This window comes from Klebsiella sp. R390 (assembly GCF_051131745.1).
Lineage (GTDB): Bacteria > Pseudomonadota > Gammaproteobacteria > Enterobacterales > Enterobacteriaceae > Klebsiella.
Genome location: NZ_CP180445.1, coordinates 5,282,876 through 5,300,600, shown reverse-complemented (window position 1 = coordinate 5,300,600; position 17,725 = coordinate 5,282,876). Strand labels below are relative to the sequence as shown.

The 17,725-nt window shown below is 46.9% G+C and carries 16 protein-coding genes; 7 read left to right on the top strand and 9 right to left on the bottom strand.

Annotated elements, in window-relative coordinates:
* The first annotated feature begins 14 nt into the window (after positions 1-14).
* Positions 15-1,349, top strand: a complete 1,335-nt coding sequence (locus ACMYSP_RS24810; RefSeq protein ID WP_434584723.1) for a PLP-dependent aminotransferase family protein — start codon at positions 15-17, stop codon at positions 1,347-1,349.
* Between the two features lie 81 nt (positions 1,350-1,430).
* Here ACMYSP_RS24810 and ACMYSP_RS24805 read toward each other — a convergent pair whose 3' ends face one another.
* The 3 genes from ACMYSP_RS24805 to ACMYSP_RS24795 form a co-directional block, all read right to left on the bottom strand.
* The gene (locus tag ACMYSP_RS24805; protein ID WP_434584722.1) at positions 1,431-1,913 is read right to left on the bottom strand and encodes a hypothetical protein; all 483 of its coding nucleotides are present in this window, start codon (positions 1,911-1,913) and stop codon (positions 1,431-1,433) included.
* Positions 1,906-2,724, bottom strand: coding sequence for a winged helix-turn-helix domain-containing protein (locus tag ACMYSP_RS24800; RefSeq protein ID WP_434584721.1), 819 nt, complete (start codon positions 2,722-2,724; stop codon positions 1,906-1,908). The genes ACMYSP_RS24805 and ACMYSP_RS24800 overlap by 8 nt, the downstream gene beginning before the upstream one ends.
* Before the next feature lie 598 nt (positions 2,725-3,322).
* Complete coding sequence (locus ACMYSP_RS24795) at positions 3,323-3,448, bottom strand: helix-turn-helix domain-containing protein (protein WP_434587311.1); 126 nt, start codon at positions 3,446-3,448, stop codon at positions 3,323-3,325.
* A gap of 1,631 nt (positions 3,449-5,079) precedes the next feature.
* Here ACMYSP_RS24795 and ACMYSP_RS24790 point away from each other — a divergent pair.
* The 6 genes from ACMYSP_RS24790 to ACMYSP_RS24765 are packed head-to-tail and all read left to right on the top strand — an operon-like array spanning position 5,080 to position 11,504.
* Positions 5,080-5,637 carry a fimbrial protein gene (locus tag ACMYSP_RS24790; RefSeq protein WP_434584719.1) on the top strand — a complete coding sequence of 186 codons (558 nt, stop codon included), beginning with the start codon at positions 5,080-5,082 and terminating at the stop codon, positions 5,635-5,637.
* 59 nt (positions 5,638-5,696) lie between these two features.
* On the top strand, positions 5,697-6,446 hold the full coding sequence (locus ACMYSP_RS24785; RefSeq protein WP_434584718.1) for a fimbria/pilus periplasmic chaperone: 750 nt from the start codon (positions 5,697-5,699) through the stop codon (positions 6,444-6,446).
* Entirely contained in the window at positions 6,421-8,967 is a 2,547-nt protein-coding gene (locus ACMYSP_RS24780) for a fimbria/pilus outer membrane usher protein (RefSeq protein WP_434584716.1), read from the top strand. Before ACMYSP_RS24785 ends, ACMYSP_RS24780 begins: the two co-directional genes overlap by 26 nt.
* A gap of 15 nt (positions 8,968-8,982) precedes the next feature.
* On the top strand, positions 8,983-10,083 hold the full coding sequence (locus tag ACMYSP_RS24775) for a fimbrial protein (RefSeq protein WP_434584715.1): 1,101 nt from the start codon (positions 8,983-8,985) through the stop codon (positions 10,081-10,083).
* 24 nt (positions 10,084-10,107) lie between these two features.
* Entirely contained in the window at positions 10,108-10,836 is a 729-nt protein-coding gene (locus tag ACMYSP_RS24770; protein ID WP_434584714.1) for a fimbrial biogenesis chaperone, read from the top strand.
* Between the two features lie 14 nt (positions 10,837-10,850).
* Positions 10,851-11,504, top strand: coding sequence for a transposase family protein (locus tag ACMYSP_RS24765; RefSeq protein ID WP_434584712.1), 654 nt, complete (start codon positions 10,851-10,853; stop codon positions 11,502-11,504).
* A gap of 256 nt (positions 11,505-11,760) precedes the next feature.
* Here the strand turns inward: ACMYSP_RS24765 and ACMYSP_RS24760 are convergent, their stop codons facing one another.
* The 6 genes from ACMYSP_RS24760 to ACMYSP_RS24735 form a co-directional block, all read right to left on the bottom strand.
* Entirely contained in the window at positions 11,761-12,096 is a 336-nt protein-coding gene (locus tag ACMYSP_RS24760) for a YcgJ family protein (protein WP_434587309.1), read from the bottom strand.
* 92 nt (positions 12,097-12,188) lie between these two features.
* Positions 12,189-12,623, bottom strand: coding sequence for a GNAT family N-acetyltransferase (locus tag ACMYSP_RS24755; protein ID WP_434584710.1), 435 nt, complete (start codon positions 12,621-12,623; stop codon positions 12,189-12,191).
* Positions 12,624-12,715: 92 nt separating this feature from the next.
* Entirely contained in the window at positions 12,716-13,780 is a 1,065-nt protein-coding gene (locus ACMYSP_RS24750; RefSeq protein ID WP_434584709.1) for a fimbrial protein, read from the bottom strand.
* A gap of 9 nt (positions 13,781-13,789) precedes the next feature.
* Positions 13,790-16,297: a fimbria/pilus outer membrane usher protein gene (locus ACMYSP_RS24745; RefSeq protein ID WP_434584708.1), complete on the bottom strand. Its 2,508-nt coding sequence runs from the start codon at positions 16,295-16,297 to the stop codon at positions 13,790-13,792.
* A 60-nt stretch (positions 16,298-16,357) separates the two neighbouring features.
* Positions 16,358-17,062 (bottom strand): fimbrial biogenesis chaperone, encoded by a 705-nt coding sequence (locus tag ACMYSP_RS24740; protein ID WP_434584707.1) that lies wholly within the window; start codon positions 17,060-17,062, stop codon positions 16,358-16,360.
* A gap of 62 nt (positions 17,063-17,124) precedes the next feature.
* Positions 17,125-17,679, bottom strand: coding sequence for a fimbrial protein (locus ACMYSP_RS24735; protein WP_434584706.1), 555 nt, complete (start codon positions 17,677-17,679; stop codon positions 17,125-17,127).
* Positions 17,680-17,725: the final 46 nt, after the last annotated feature.

Below are 17,725 nucleotides of genomic sequence, written 5' to 3'. Positions count from 1 at the left end.
CATGGATACATTTGATGAAAGCACGTTACAAAGCCATCGTGGATAATTTCGCGGAGATGATTCGCAGCGGGAAAATACTGGCCGGCAGCCGTTTGCCGACTCATCGTCATCTTTCTGCCCAGGAGCATATCTCGCTGGCTACGGCGACTCGGGTTTACAGCGAGCTGGAAGCGATGGGTCTTGTGAGTGGAGAAACCGGTCGGGGGACGTTTGTTCGGGAAATTTCGTTGCCATATGGTCATGGTATTGACCAGCATGCCGTGGCAACGGACGTGCTGGATCTGAACTTCAACTATCCCGCTCTGCCCGGGCAAGGTGAGCTGCTGCGTGACGCACTCCGGCAGATATCTACCGCCGGGGATATCGAATCACACCTGCGTTATCAGCCCCATGCGGGCAGACAGACGGAGAGAGAGATCGTTGCAGAACACCTGTCAGGAAGGGGATTTAAACCGACAGCGGACAATGTGGTGATTGTGAATGGCGCACAGCATGGGCTGACGGTGACAGTCATGGGGCTGCTGAGGCCCGGAGACGTTGTGGCCGTGGATGCACTGACCTATCCGGGGTTTAAAGTACTGGCCGAATTGTTTCATCTTGAGCTCATCGCGATCCCGTCACTGAGTGATGGTCCGGATTTCAGCGTACTCAGGCAGTTATGTCAGAAAAGACATGTCAGGGCGGTGTATGCCATGCCGACGTTACAAAATCCCCTTGGATGGGTGCTGACACATCGGCAGAGAAAAGAGCTGGCGGCTATCGCCCGCGAACATGACTTACTGATTATTGAAGATGCGGCTTATTCCTACCTGATCCGCAGACCCCCTCCGCCGATCGCGTTTTACGCGCCTGAGCGTACGGTTTACGTCACAGGCTATTCGAAGAATGTCGCCACCGGTCTTCGGGTAGGAGCCGTTGTGTGCCCTGAGACATACCGTTCCGCCATCGAAAGGGCCGTCCGGGCAACGACATGGAATACCCCTTCAGTGATGACAACGCTGGTGTGTAACTGGATACAGGATGGCACTGTTGCACGCTTTGAAGAACTCAAACGACGCGATGCGCGCCAAAGGCAGGCGGTGCTCAGAAATACCCTGGGCGAAATCCCTTGTATTACCCATCCGGGCTCTTATTTTGCCTGGCTGCCGCTGACCGAAGAGTCACGGGCCGATCGTGTCGTGAAAGTTCTGATGGACAGTCACATTTCGGTTTCAACAGCCGAACCTTTCTGCACCGCTCAGACCATTCCCCAGGCCATTCGGATAGCGCTGGGATCCGTCTCGATTGAGAACTTGCAGAAAGCATTGATTAAAGTACGCGACGCCGTTGAGAACGAACAATATCGTTAATTGCAGAGGGCAGGGTTCAGTAATCATGGCATACGTTAAGGTGAATTCTGCAGGAGAGTCTGGTTAATGACTGGCTCCCATTTATCGAGAACAAAAGAAGAGCGGCCTTTTACCAATCACAAACATAAAACCATCCTCTCCCTGGTTTGTTATGGTATAGCTGATATCCTTGTCAGGATAAACATAGAAATCAGGAAGTGCGCTTGCTAACTTAGCATCGGTAACCGGTTCTGGCGTGATGTTGTCAAACTTCTGAATTTTGACCGAATGAAAGCGGTATGTATCTTTGTTTTCATTGATGTTATAGATAACATCGCGCCTTATTTTTCCTTTCACGGTATCATTTTCAAGATAAATGCCACTGATAGCCACCACTCCGGTCATAGTGCTTAAACTATACATAAAGTTCAAATTGAGATTAAACCTAGAGTTATCCTGATAAATAATGATAGTCGTGGAACACCCATCATTCTTTTTACTTTTATTCAGGAATAAAGTTAAAGACGCAATAATGACAATAAAAGTAAAGCAAGCTACCGACAGTACCATTAATTTTTTATTCATCAGATGTCTCACGAAATGAGAAGGTTATGCAGTCAGGATGCGTCGCTTGTTGATAGTTTTTTTTGCACGCAAAAATTATACTTGACGGAGAAGTGCTTGAAATCATGAAGTATATCCATGGATACTTCTTACAATCATTGGACGAGTTTAAAATGAGTGATTTGTAATTTTCATAACCATTCGAATTTTCATGTCCGACATCTTTCACAAAGAAGTGACAGTTTTGAACCTGTTCCACGAATCGATAGTTCCGAAAATAGTTTTCTTCCTTGCCATTGTTCATAAAGCTGGCGAGAAGGTAAGATCCTAAAATAGCCAGGCCTATCGCCGCCATGATACATACCAGGTAACCGGCTGAGTTATGGCGGCTACCGTCTTCAGCCGAAGGTATGTTAATCGTGTCATCAATGACATCCTCAGAACTGGGCGGTGAAGGGGTTTTTATCGGAGCACCAAAGGCTGCCAACTCAGATGCATCAACGCGTTGAAGATCCGCGTTCTCGGCAATCTGAAAGCCTTTTCGTGAGACAGTCATGATAAAATTGTCAGGCATACCGGCATCACGCAGGCCACGTCTAATGGTTGATATATTGTGATACAGGGTATTTACAGGAACGATCAATCCATTGTCTTCCCACACTTTTTTGAAAAGCTCTTGATGCGAAACAATATTTGGAGCGGCTTCCAGCAAAATGAGGAGGCAGTGACTGGCAGGAGAGGTCAGTATTATTTTTTTATCAGGATCGTTCAGTGAGGTTAAACATTTACTACCTGGTCTGAACACAATGCTATTGTTAATAATCCAGTTCATTTTATTTAACAAAAGAGTTGATTTACAATCAAAAAATGCTCTTTTAGAGCATTAACCAAACAACAATTACAAAACATGATGAAAACCCCATTAGGGATATAATTATAGTTGAAAAAGGTAAAATGTAAAATTCTGAAAAGGTTGCTTTTGTGGATAAAATATTGCACGAACGTATCTGGAACTGAGAAAGAAAAGACTGATCATATTAAATGTTTTATAACAGAATTCGGGGAGATAAATCAGTGTTCCAGGCACTGACTCACGGTTTTACCGTCCATTCCGTTTGCACCGGATGTTGAGGGAGACGTATGAAATAGCATGCGGAACGTTGTTATCTGGAAGGATGCTGTTTGAAAATGGTTATGTGGGTTCGTTGCACTGTGATTCTGAATCTATCGGGGTAAAACCGATACGGCCATCAGCCGGTACTTGAAGAACTGAAGGCAAAAAATAGTCGATAAGAGCAGGGCGCCTGCGTGAATTCTTACGCATAACCGTCCTGCTACACTCGCAGAATTCACGTAGCGCGCGCAGTTTAAATTAAAGTTTTATAAATCATAAGGTAATGTGTAGTTTCTTCATTGTCTGGATTTGCCGGTTAATATTTTGCCGGCAGATGATTAAGCGACGTCAGCACGCCATCCTCCAGCTGTATATAGCCGCCTTGCTTTAACTGCGCCAGAATCTTCATCACCGAACTTCTTGAGAGCCGGGTTCGTTGCAGAACATATTTTGCTGCCGTTGTCGCCTGGCGGAATTTCGGTTGGATTATTTAACCGCTAATTCTGCGGCGCTGTTAGGCCGCCAGGCGGAATGCCACTGGCAGAGGGAACTACGATGACTGAGCTTATGAACCATCGCAGGTGATAAAACCTATGTTGGGTGAATTCCAGAAACGAGAGGGAGGCCAGAGCTGCCAGCGTGTTGATTATCGGTTTGTGGAGGTGCCTTATGCAGATGCAATTTAACATAATATACATTATGCGCACTTAAGCTGTAGCAGCTAATTGCGACATCAGTCTCTGACCGAATGTGAACATGTCGATACTCCAGTCCCACTGCAGCGACCGCTGCTGTCATACCATAAAACTCATAACGGCATACGCAACGGAGTTTTCTCGCGAACAATGTAACCGATTCAGGATCCTGCAGGACATTATCGACCGGCGTCTTATCACACGTCTTGCAGCAAACCCGGCTTGAGATCTCTGACGACACTTCCGCCGACTACTGGGTCGCTATGATGAACACTGATGGGAGATAATTCCAGCCAGCCTCGGATCACCCCAGAACAAACAGCTGCAGCGAAACTTGACCCGCCACGGGCTTAACAATCTGGTTACGCCGGTTTTGCTCCGACATTAGCCTGCCGAAAGCTCGCTGGTATTTATGATTTATTCTTAGCTACGTGGATTTTGATCTGCTACCAATCAACAGAAAAGCTCGGAACCGGTCTGATGCGCCATTACCCTACTCTTCCGATGTGTCACAGGATATCTGTCTGCAATGAGGAATTGAAGCGTAAGTATCAGAACATTAACCAGTTATATGTTCTTTCTGACACCACGAGAACACCATTAGTGTCACCACCATTGACCAAATCAATTTTAAAACCCATAACCCTTAAGATTTTTCTCACGAAAAAGAAAAAATGACTTAAGTGATCGGCGGCTCACTTTCATTTAAAAGCGACATTATGTTTTTATGTAAACAAAACACAGCTTGCTTCTGGTTTATTATGTTGCATTAAATTGATTTCTCATGAGAAACCACTATCGGTGTGAATTTCGATAAAAGTTAACATTTAACAAATCATTAAACTATCCGCAATCATTAAGATATTTCCTGTGAAAATGTTCGCCATCTCCTACATAAGTATAATGTATTAATATAAAAGGCTTTTTTATAAAATGACGTTGGATAAATAAAGAATTTTCCCCCTGCTTCAATGTTGGTAGTAAAAACATACAAAATAAGCTTTGTTTCGTTTTATTTTTGTACCTAAAACACACCGATGTCGTTACAGCGATGTTATTGCTATCAGTCAAAATTGATCTAGATCAAGACCGACAACTTACAATACTTTATGTTTTTTTATACGATAAGGTCGATATAAAAATCCAATTTGATATATATTTTAAATATCAAAACACAAACCAACACACAGGAGTGATTTTAAAATAAATAAACCGAACCACTTGAAAATTCCTATTATTGCATGTTGAGTAATGGCTGTATATGATCATTACGCAACGTCGATAGTATTACCTCTTTATTTAAAGGAGTGGCTGATTATTAATCTCCAAAAGTATTGTCGATATATCATGCAACAACATCATAAAAATAGGTGATTCTATGCGTAACAATAAATATGCTCTTTCAGCATTAGCTCTGGTAATTACTTCAGCAGTAAGTGCATCGGCCTTTGCGGTAGATGGCAGTATTACGATTAATGGGAAAATTACCGATACAACCTGTACCATTTCAGTTGATGGCGGTAGTTCAGACGCAACAGTAACATTGCCTACCGTATCATCATCTAGTCTTACTGCTACTGGTGCAACTGCAGGTATGACGCCATTTAATATTTCACTCAGTGGCTGTACTGGTGTGTCATTAGATACCGCGCAGACCTACTTTGAACCAGGTGCATTTACTGACAGCAGTACTGGCCGTTTAAATATCGACAGCAGCATCCAGGATACAGCTCAAAATGTGCAGGTTCAGTTACTGAATGCTGACCGTCAGCCTCTGATTGTTGGTGCTTCTGTAGCAACTGGACAGAATGATATCCCGGTTAGCATTGCCACTGGGAATGGTACTCTGAACTACTTTGCACAGTATTATGCAACAGGCCCGAGTATTCCTGGGACAGTGACGACCCAGGTTGATTACACAATGATTTACGAGTAAATCCAGCTAAGGGGTAAAAGCGGCGACTTTTACCCCTTTTATAAAGACGAGGTTCTTGCATGTTTAAAAAAACAATCTGTAGCATGGTTTTTGTTGCCGCTGGATTAATGTCAGGCTCAGCATTAGCTGATGTCGTCATTAATGGAACACGTATTATTTATAATGCTAAAGATAAAGAATCTGTCGTGCAACTGAAAAATAATGGTAAGAATCCCTATCTGTTGCAGCTATGGATGGATGATGGTGATGCAAAAGCAAAACCAGGACAAAGCAAAGTCCCTTTTATCATTACACCACCGGTTATTCGAATTGACCCGAACAAAGGGCAAGCAATACGTATCATGGCGGCCAACCCTGCTCTGCCGCAGGACAGAGAAACGCTCTATTGGTTCAATATGCTTGAAGTACCGCCAAAACCGACGGCCATGATTCAATCAGGAAGCAATCTGATACAGCTCGCGTTTCGCACCAGAATTAAATTTTTCTATCGCCCGGAAAACTTACCTCAAACCCCGTTAGAGGCTTACAGGAATATCAGTTTTGAACTCCGTGGAAATACGCTAAATGTTAAAAACAGCACCCCTTATTTCATTACCTTTAGCAGTATTGATGTTCGTAATGCAAAAGATTCTCCGGTAGTAGCTTCTGTTGAGAAATTTTCCAGAAGAATGATAGAACCCAAAGGAGAGCTTAATCTCCAGTTAACCAAGAAAAGAGCAGACAGTCTGTATGGGCTCACTTTATTTTATAGCGTAATTAATGATTTTGGCGGGAATACTACAAATGAACAGTTGCTGCGAAGCCCGTAAAACTAATAGCACCCTATTTCATTTATCCCAGGTTGCACAATGCATTCTTCTCTCCATCGCTTTTTCTCAGATTGCATATGCCGAACAAAATGATGATATTATTTTCAACACGGATTTTATGCGGTCGGACGTTGACGTTAGCGCATATTCACGTGGAAACCCTGTTCCCGCAGGCGAATACTCAGTAGAGCTTTATGTCAATGAGCGATGGAAAGGCAAAACTAATGTCACTTTTAAAATGACAGAGGAAAAATCAACCATCGCCAAACCTTGTTTCGATCTTAATTTAGTCGCGAAATTAGGCATTGACATTGAAAGAATAAAACCAGGAATACTTGAAAAGTTAAAATCAGATCATGCCTGTGTACAGCCTCAGGATATCGCAACCGATCTGGTCGCCAACTATGATGTGTCAATGCAGCGGATTAACCTGCAATCACCTCAAATCTATTTAGTACGCAATGCCCGCGGTTATGTCAGCCCGGAACTTTGGGATAATGGAATTACCGCGGCAACGCTGCAATATGACTATAACGCCTATCACTCGGAAATGTCGGGAAGTGATTCTATTTCTACGCAGTATCTAGGACTACAAGGCGGATTTAACTGGGATGTCTGGCGACTCCGCTATCGCGGTTCTTTTAACTGGACCGAGGGTCAAGGATGGAATTATGACAATACCAATACCTACCTTGAGCGCGCTATTGTTCCGCTTCGTAGCAAACTGGTTCTTGGCGAATCGTCCACCGATGGGCAAGTTTTCGACAGCATCGCTTTTCGCGGTGTCATGCTGATGTCTGACGACCGGATGTATACCGACTCACAACGCGGGTTTGCCCCACTCATTAACGGTATTGCTAACACCAACGCTTTAGTTCGCATCAGCCAACGTGGGATACGCATTTATGAATCAACGGTTCCACCGGGTCCGTTTGTCATCGATGACCTCTATCCAACGGGAACCGGGGGCGATCTATTAGTAACCGTTAAAGAGGCCGATGGCAGTGAACACAGTTTCACCGTGACCTTTGCGTCGATTGCTGAGCTTCTGCGACCGGGGACCACGCGCTATTCCGTGATGGGTGGCCGCTACCACAACACAACAATCAATGAAGAACCTGAAATCATGATGGGAACATTGCGTCATGGTTTTACCAACCTCATAACTGGTTATACCGGTCTGTTGGGAGGGGAAGATTATCAGTCGGCGGTTGCCGGGGTCGCCCTGAACACTGGCGTTGGTGCTATATCGGCAGATATTGCACATGCACGAACAAAACTGTATGACGAGACCAGTGCCGAAGGGCAAAGCTTTCGTTTATCGTTTGCCAAGATACTACCCGTCACCAATACCAACATCACCCTCGCGAGCTATCGTTATTCAAGTTCTGGCTATTACGATATGAATGACGCGATGCTATTGCGGGATTCCCAGCGGCGTTCCCACAGCGGTTATTACAGTAGTAGCATTAACCGAAAAAATCGCATTCAGCTTAGTGCTGCACAAAATATTTCGGATACCTGGGGTAGCTTTAATATCAGCGCCAGTACCCAGGACTACTGGAACAGAAACGGGCAAGATACCGAATATCAGATAGGCTATAGCAACGGTTTTAAATGGTTTACTCTCAACGTCAACGCTAACCGAAGCCGCGATCTGGACACCGGTAAATGGGACAATAAAATTGCCGTCGGTATCTCATTACCGCTGGGGGAAAGCGCGCACACGGCCTATCTGAGCTCTACCTATGTTCAGGAACGCGATCATCGTGGCCTACAGAACTCCATTGCCGGCACGCTCGGTAGCGATCGTCAATATAACTACAACGCATTCGCCAGCGTTGACCATTATAAAGACAGTGCCGACAAAAATACGGGCGGCGTCAGCGGTAACTGGACATCGCCGTGGAGCACGGTGGGTGGGAGTTTTTCTGCGGGTAATGGCTATCAGCAATACAGTATGAATATGTCGGGTGGCGCGATTGCCTGGCGTAATGGTATTGTCCTCACGCCGATCATGGGCGATACGATGGCCGTCATTGAGGCTGAAAATGCCGGTGGCGCGAAGATTACCAGCAATAGCAGCTTGCGTCTTAATAACAGCGGCAAGGCGGCCGTCCCCTACCTGACGCCATATCGCCAGAATACCATAGAGCTTGACCCCAAAGGCCTCTCAAACGATGTCTCACTGGATGTTACCAGCCAGAATAGCGTACCAACGGCGGGTGCTGTGGTCTTAATGAAATATAAGACCGATACCGGCCACTCTGCGCTTCTGAATATCAATCATAGTGGCGAGGTTTTGCCTTTCGGCTCCTCTATTTACGATGAGACCGACAATAATGTCGGATATATCACTCAAGGTGGTCAGGGTTTTGTACGCGTGAAAAATGAATCGGGTCGGTTATATGTGCAATGGGGCAATAACGGCAGTCAGCGCTGTTCATTTCATTATCAGTTACCGCAGAAACGGACGACATCAATAAATGATATGCCACTGATTAATGCGGTCTGCCAATAAAGGGAGCACAGGAATATGAAAAAAATAATACGCGTAATAGCCTTGTGTTTACTCACATTTGTCGGGCTGTGTGGTTATGCTAAAGCAGACGGAACCTGGGTGAACTGCGAGCGGACTAACGGCTACTATCAATATTTCAACTCCGCCACAGTGGAAGTCGGTAAAGATGCTCAGGTGGGCGATTTATTAGGCGGATGGCTGACATCCTCTAACCCAACGGCGTGGACATGTAAACATGTGACCTCGTACCAGGGATATACCGTGGCGATGACCGCACAAGGCGATCCGCCCTACGCCGCGAATGGAAGCACCCAGGTTGATGGGCAAACCTATACCATTTATAACACGGTGGTAAAAACCGGACTGGGTTATATTCTGCGCTGGCGCTATACCATCAAGGGGCAAACCAGCGACTGGTTCCCACTGACCGGCACGGTACCTGGCATGTATGAAACTCCGGGCCCTTCCTATAATGTCAGTTATGACAGCAATAACCCGAGCTGGAATATCGGCGTAGATGTGCAGATTCGATTTGTAAAAACGGCAACAACGCTAACGGCCGGCACAACGGGTGTTTTCGATCCTATCTATATGCGTCATTATCAAACCTATGGGGGATCAAGCTTTGCAGGCTCCGGGACTTACATGATTGCCGAGTTTAAATCTGGCGGTTTAAATATCTCCACCACCGGTGGAACCTGCACAACCTCAGATGTCACGGTCAATTTACCACCGGTCAGTCGTAGCGAATTTACCGGCGTAGGCTACACCACCGCGAGGACTGATTTTGATCTGGTATTTACGCAATGTCCGGCGGGATTAGCCAGCATTAGTTATTTATTTACGCCGACAACAGCGATTATCGATAACGCAATGGGCGTGTTTGCTTTAAACACCACGCAGGCCACAAGCGCGAGCGGCGTAGGCATTCAATTATTAAATGACCAGAACATCCCGTTATCATTTAATACATCTTATTTACTGGCTGATTATGATTCAACAAAGAACAATGCCACTTATACGGTTCCATTACGTGCCGGGTTATATCAAACGGATAATGCGGTATCTTCCGGGACCATTACCGGATCGGCAACCTTTACGTTGAGTTATAAATGATGCTGTTTGACAGGAGCTGACGCCATGATTAAATTCGCTCTGGCATTTATTGTATTATGGTTTACCTACTGCCCGGTGGTCAGCTCAGCCACGTACATCAATTACACCCGACTCATATTGAATGAAAGTGAGCGCGAGGTAACATTTAGCGTTAAAAATGAGGGCAATGGTGCCGTGTTAATGCAATTATGGACCGATCGCGATGATGTTCTGGAGAGGCCTGAAAATATAAAAATGCCCTTTCTCATTCAACCGCCGGTGTTCAGGCTGAATGCACAAGAAGCACGAAAAGTACGACTCCAGTTTGTTGGAGACCCAGCTATATTGCCTGCGGACAAAGAATCATTGTTTTGGCTGAATGTGCTGGAGGTCCCACCAAAGCCAAATGTAAAAGACAATAGGAATGATAACTTATTGCAGGTCGCCTTTCGTACGCGCATAAAAATATTTTATCGGCCTGCCACCGTTGCTAAACTCAGCCCTGAAAGCGAAGTGAAGAGATTGACATATTCGACCGTAAAATGCGGAAGTCATTATTGCATTGAGATGGCCAACCCAACGCCATTGCATTTTACCTTACTGGATATCACGTTAAATGATGGTCAACGCATAAAAGACATCCCTGAAAATGGAATGATATTGCCTAATGCATCAATACGTATCCCTTTGAAAAATAATACCACTTTGGGGGCCCGGTTAGTGTCATTTAACTGGGTTGATGATTACGGCGTGGGAAATGTCATTAATAAATAATAAGGAAATTAAACATGCTCAGCTTCAATTCATCAAATTTGCGCTATAAATTTATCTATCTCACCAAAAATGTTTATGATGGCATCGCCATTAATGCAATTTTTGAGGAGTCATTACAAGCATCCAGGTTGATCAATGATATCGGTGAGGGAATTCCATTCCATTTAATCGATAAATACATTGATTTCATTCCGTTTTCGCTAAGGTTTATTGATATCTACAGCGCCCGGAGCAAAAAATTTGAGCAAGATATTATTCTGCCCGCTAAATGGCAGGACTCAAAACGTATCATGTTGACGAATGTCCTGTTCTTTGTCGATATGTATAACCCGGATCAGACATCATTCCTGCATATTTCCGGTGATAAGAGCCCGAAAATAGTTAAGGAGCAGATGAGCGTGTTTTTAATGCACTGTGCTGCAACGATTAATCATGACAAAAAAAAGCAGTGTAAAGATTTCCGTTTCACCCTGCGTGAGCAACAGATGATCTTCCATCTGCTGGAAGGGATGAGCATAAAAGATGTTTCCCATGCGCTAAAAGTCAGTGATAAGGCTATCTATCTACTCAGAAATGAACTTTCCTGTAAGTTAGGCGCACAGATGCAACCTTATATTTATAATAGAACAAGGCGCAACAACCATGAGGAATGCAGTCGTTCGATGTAATCGAACAACCCTGATGCATTTATAACATGCCGTCATTAACACCTGGCAAGGAAGATGACGGCTAATTCCAACGAATAAACGGTAGCTGGCCATAAAATAAACAGGCGGTTTATTTTTCAGCGCTATTACTGGTCCAACTCACTTTTTTCAGAAAACCACATCCGGCGCATCGATATTATCGTTCAGGACCCGATACCAGGCGCCGCCAGGTCAATGTTAACGGCGCCCACCCTACCCTCTACCTCCCGGATAGATATTACTTCCCGAAAAGTAAGCGGGTATATTTTTCAGAAACCGCGCCGCTGCGTGTGCCATCTGCCCCATAATATCGATCCTCACGACACAACTTTTCCTTAATGTCGCAGAACGTTCCACCGGTAAAGGTAAACGAGGTCGGATCAAACTTCCCCTGTGCACTCAGTCGTTTTGCTGCTTGCTTACCCAGATACTTCTCAGTCATAGCACGAGAAACGCCGTCGCTAGCCGTAGCACAAATATACTTATCGCACAGGACATGCGTTGCTGGTGAAAAAAGGGACTGCGGCTGTTTTGCATGTGCAGGTAATGCCGCAGCAAGCAGTAAGCATGGCATAACGAAAGGCATTATTTTGTTCTTCACTGAATCATCCTGTTAGTAGTACATAGCATCGAAGCATCAACCGGTTACTGACGCTGTCCGATTAATTACAGGATATAACCCTGCTCACGCATTTTATCCATACCCTGCTGGCTCGAACAAACCATACCCGTTGTCAGTAGTTCAAATCCGTAATGCTGGTAAAACCCGGTTTTGTCCGCCACGGAATAAATAAAAATTTTACCATAGGGTAATAACGCGTTGCATATTTGCTGCATTAACTGCCGGCCATAACCTTGCCCCTGCAGGCTCGGCGCCACGACCACATCGGCCAGATAGCTGCACCAGGTCAGATCGCTAATCGCTCTGGCCACAGCGACAAGCTGCCCGTTGTGAAAACCAAACCAGCAGAAAGTACTGTGGCGAAAGGCCTGTTCAAGCAGCGCCGTATCACGTTGCCCCAGACCGCCGTCGGCGATTAACTCTGCCAGTGCCGACCAGTCAATGGCGTCAAGCGCTTCTTTACCCTGAATAACCATCATTAAGACACTCCTTAACACTGCTGAGGTGATAGTGACAGTACAGTATGGCTCCGCGCTAAAAATAGAAATAGAAAGATTAAAGGTAAAGGCTTCTAGCGGTATTCAAGGTTATAAATGATGCTGCTATCCGCCCGCCCGGGGGTAACCTGGTTTTCCATCTGGATATAGCGAGCAAAAATCGGGATGGTCACAGAAGCTATACCATCCTGCGGAAAATCTCCGCTAAGCTCGGAGGTTAGATTAATAAATGATGACTCATCCTGCGCGGTGGCAAGTTGGATCCCCACCCCGCTGGCGTCGTCTACTCCCGAGTCATCAAGTTTGATAATCCCCTGCGCATCATCGAGGGTGCCAAAAACCGGTTGAAAAGAGAGCGCCCAGATATTGGCATTCACCGGAGCAATACCGTAGGTAGTCAGACCTGCCGGTCTCCCGCGACTGCCGAAAAAAGTCGGACAATTGATCAGTCGGATACTTGCATCTTGCCAGGCGGTCGTCGAGCCAATCCCGGTAAACGTCCTACTGATGACATGGCTGCCCATCTGTACCGTCTTCTCAGGTGACTCAATCTGACACGTAGGTACGGTAACCATAACCTGACCACTCAACCGGTATTTGAGGAACTCGTGCATGTCGCCACTCTGGCCACCTGAGAACACCGCAGTCGGTAGGCTGGTCCCATTAACCACCCCAGGCTGAACATCACCCGTTTTGATTAACACAAACTCGATCGCCAGTGGATTATCCCTCATGAGTAATTGCGAATATACGCCCGGTGTGTACTGATAAGGAAAGCCTTTGCTCGCCAGGTAGACCACGCTGACGCCCGGCAGATTGGTTCCATACATGCGACCGCCATAAGGGCTTAAGCCGGAGGATTCAGGATATGACGTATCAGCATAATCAAACCCCCAATAAAAGCTCTCCGCTGCGCTGCAGGTTATCCCCGCATCACCGACGTCACCCTGGCTGGCGACCCGGATGCGATAGATTTCGCTGCCAACGGGCATATCCGGAGGTACGGAAATAGTAATATTCCCCAACGAGGCCGATCTATCCTCGATAGTATCGGGGGTGCTATTGCACCCCGTAGCCAGTGCGTTTGTCGAACAGATACCGAGTAGCAACGCGATGATCAGTAAGCGTAAATTAGCCATTCTTCGTCCTTAATTATGCTGCTTTCCTGGGCGGCAGACCGTCGCCAACGTGGTGAGTTCAGGGCTTTTTTCTGGGATCTGGTATGTCGCGTAACAACGTTGATTCGCCTCGCCGCCCCAGCGAACAACAAGCGACCCGGATGCCGCACCAAGCCGGACAAATGCGCGTTTTCCTTGGCCGACCACGCCCACGATATTTTGCTGCTCATCCACAACATCCGCGCCAAAGGGCACGTCATCATTGCCCTGTAAGTGGATCATCACAGGTCGCCCGTGCGTAGTGTTGAAACGTAGTTTCACCACGGCACCGCTGTAGGGAGCCACTTTCTGGCTGGTGTCATCCAGCTCAATATCGTCTGACAATCCTTTCGGGTCGATGCTGATTTCATTCATTTGATAGGCGTTAAGGTATGGCACTATCGCATAACCGGAGCCATCCACCCGAACGCCTGGGTAGCCGCTCACGCTCGCACCACCTGCCCCTTTTGCCTCGACCAACGCCTGGGTGTCACCGCTATAAGGCGTCAGGGTAACGCCACCGCTATGGACAATTGCGGCGCCATTCATGCCTACCGAGTAGTTGTGGTAGTGTTTACCCGTGCCCGCCGAAGCCTGCAGAGTGGTATTCATCGTGCGCAAAGACGTACTTGCAGATACGGAAGGCGTGCCGTCCTTATTCGAATGAGAGCCAGACAGGTTATAACTGAGTGAATTATCATTGAGCGCTGAACCGCTCAGATTCACCTGTTCACGTAGAACCCCTCCTGGTTCATGGTTCATATTGACCGACATCTGCCGGAACAGGCTTTTGCTGCCCAGCGGAATGCTCAGGCTGAGCGTATAGCGGTTCTCAAAGTCATTGTCGCCATTACGGGTACGGCTGGCACTGATGCCATAACTCAGGTTACCCAAACGGTTGTTATAGCCAAGCTGGTACTGTCGGTCGCTGTGCGCCGAGTTCCAGTAATTTTGCTGCCAGGCATTGAGGTAGAAACTCCCCCATCCCTCAGGAAGCGACTGACTCGCGGTGATCCCAAGACGGCTTTTCGGTCTCTGGATGCTATAAAAGTCATCACCCTGGCTCTGTTGCTCCCGGATTTGCATGGCCGTCATGTAATCAACATAACGGTCGGTCGAAAAACGGTATGCCGCAACGCCGATCTGACTGTTGGTTTGCTTAATATGTTGGCTAAATTTCAGCTGATAGCTCTGCCCATTCAGCTTTTTACGGCCATCCAGTGGTTGTTCAAAAGTGGCGTTAGCGTGCGTCACATCCAGAGAAACCGCGCCGATAACCGTCCCCAAAGCGGTGCCTAGTTGCCCACTTTGGTAATGCTCATTACCCTGAAAGCCCACATATCCCGTCAGAAAGTTGTTCAAACCCCGCTGCCACGTCAGCTCACCCAGAACCGGTTCGTTACTGACCCAGCCTTGTCTCAGCTTCCCCAACGTCAGGCTGTAGTTATTCATACCCGGTCGGAGCAAATTACTGGTCGGTGCAAAAGGGATAGTCTGGTGCTGCGAAGTACCATCAGCTTCAAGAACGATGACGTCCAGTTCGCCACCGTAGCCGGTCGGGTAAAGATCGTTAATCTCAAACTCACCCGGAGGGACGGTCGTTTCATACAGCAGACGATCCTGCTGCTTGACCTGCACCCTGGCATTGGTACGTGCATTACCACGGATCAGCGGTGCGTAGCCACGCTGCGAACTGGGTCGCATCAACTCTTCATTAGACAAGCGCAGACCGCGAAATGACTGGGTATCGAAGAGATCGCCGGGTGTGCTGGTATCGCCTAACGTCAGGCGGCCCTGTAAATCGGGGATATCGCGCTGCACGTAGGTTTCAAGCGACTGGTAACGACTGCCTGCATCGTTACTCCAGTTCCAGCTACCATTGTGGCGCAGCAACCACCCGGCCAGGTTCAGGCCGCTGGAAAGCCCTGCCCATGCGCTATCCATATTTTTACCGTGGCTTTGCGAGCTATAGTAATTGGTGTTATAGCTCAGCAATCCGGCGGTAATGCCTCGATCCCATTGTTGAGGGTTAACGTAGCCGCGAGGATTTCGTTGCAGGTACACGCCCGGGATATCGATATCCAGCTGTTCACCGGCCTCAAACGTCAGCACGGCCTGAGGGGCGATCTGTTTGAGCGGTAAACAAGCGTCGGACTGAGCGTTACGCAGAAGATCTCGGGCACTGGGCTCCATTTTCTGCTGATCGAAGCCTATCAGGTTGACGGTTTGCAGGCTCAAACAGATCTGCCCGCTCTGTAGATCGGCTGTTTCGTTTAATACGGTGACATCATGGGTACCTTGAGATACACCATTGACCAGGACTCTGACCCGGTAGACCCCTGGTACCGCCAGCCCACGTTCATAACGCGAAATATCGATTTTGTTATGGCTGCCAGGACTCATAAAAGAGGTATTAAACTCCACCTCTTCTGCACAAACCGGACCTGCAAGCAGGGCAATTGCCGCAGCAACAGGTCTCAGTGCCAGCCTGTCAGACATGAAAATGCTCCCTTTCTTCCGTCATCACTCGCCCGGCAAAAACCAGACAACGTCCGTTATTTACTTCTTAGCAGGCTTGATAACCTTCATCGCGCCATAGTCATTGATGATGACCGGATAGAATTGACTGGCGGACTTACTGAGCGTAAAAGTACGGACGTCCCCAGGTTTGACGGTACCGCCCTCGCCTATCGAGGTTTCCCCTTTTTCATCCTCAGTAAAAAACGCCACGTTGATATGAAAAGGTGTCGGATTTTTGGCTGAGATACGGTCTCCTGAACGGGTCCAGACGACTTTCCCTGGTGCATCTGTCGAACTCCCCACCAGACCTGCGGGCCGGAAAAAGAGCTTCAGGCGCGAGCGGAATGCCATATGCAGCATATTCTGGCCGTCTTCATTTTTGACCTTTGGCGGGACTTCAAGGACATTCAGGAAAAACAGTGATTCTTTATCCTGGGGCAACGTTTCACCGGTGTAGCGAATACGTAGCACCTGGCCACGCCCGGCATTTACCCGGTTTACCGGCGGGGTAATAAAAAACGGTGCTTTTGCACTCTCAGGCGTAGAATTACGATCCCCGCTGTCGATCCAGGACTGAACTAACACCGGCGACGTACCGTTATTATTCATTTTTACCGTAACTTCTTTTTCCAGTGCAGGATAAATAACGCGAGTACCCGTAATCACCACCGCGCTATTTGCTGGCATAGCCACACTGGTCATCAATATGATTGCCAGCCCCGGGAGTAAATTCCTTTTCATCATAAGCTACCATCCTGAACGGCAGCAAAAATGCTGCCGTATTTTCATGTCACCAGAGAATATAATTACTCGTAATCAATACTGAAGTTAACCTGGCTTTGGACAATGCCAGGCTCTGCCGATCCCAAAGAGTAATAGCGTACGGTATACGGCAATTCTGCTTCTTCCGACGCAATACTGTGACGAGTGGAACTCCCTTTCTGGTTATAAAACCCTACATTAATTGGCGATTGATTGACGGCATCCAGAAGTTGAAGCTGAACATTTTTAGCTTCATCACCACCGCTAGCAGTATTTTTAAGATTAAAGGTGTCATAATCAACAGTTGAACCATTTTCAAAAAATGCAGCTGCCGTAGAAGTTCCACTTACCCCGGTACAGTTCGTCAACACAATTTTAAACAGGGTATCACCTGCAGTGGCACCTATTCCAAGAAGCGCAGAAGCAGTAACTGTCGGCAGAGTAACGGTTGCCGGGAGGGGATTTCCATCAACGGTAATATCGCAAGTATTTCCTGCTAATGCCCCTTCAAAGTAAATAGTACCATCAGCGGCAATAGCTGATGAAGCCATTAAAGCGGTGGTTACCGCCGCAGAAATCATAACAAGTTTCATTTTCATATAATAACACTCCATTATTGATAATACTTAGCCGAGTTACATCTCA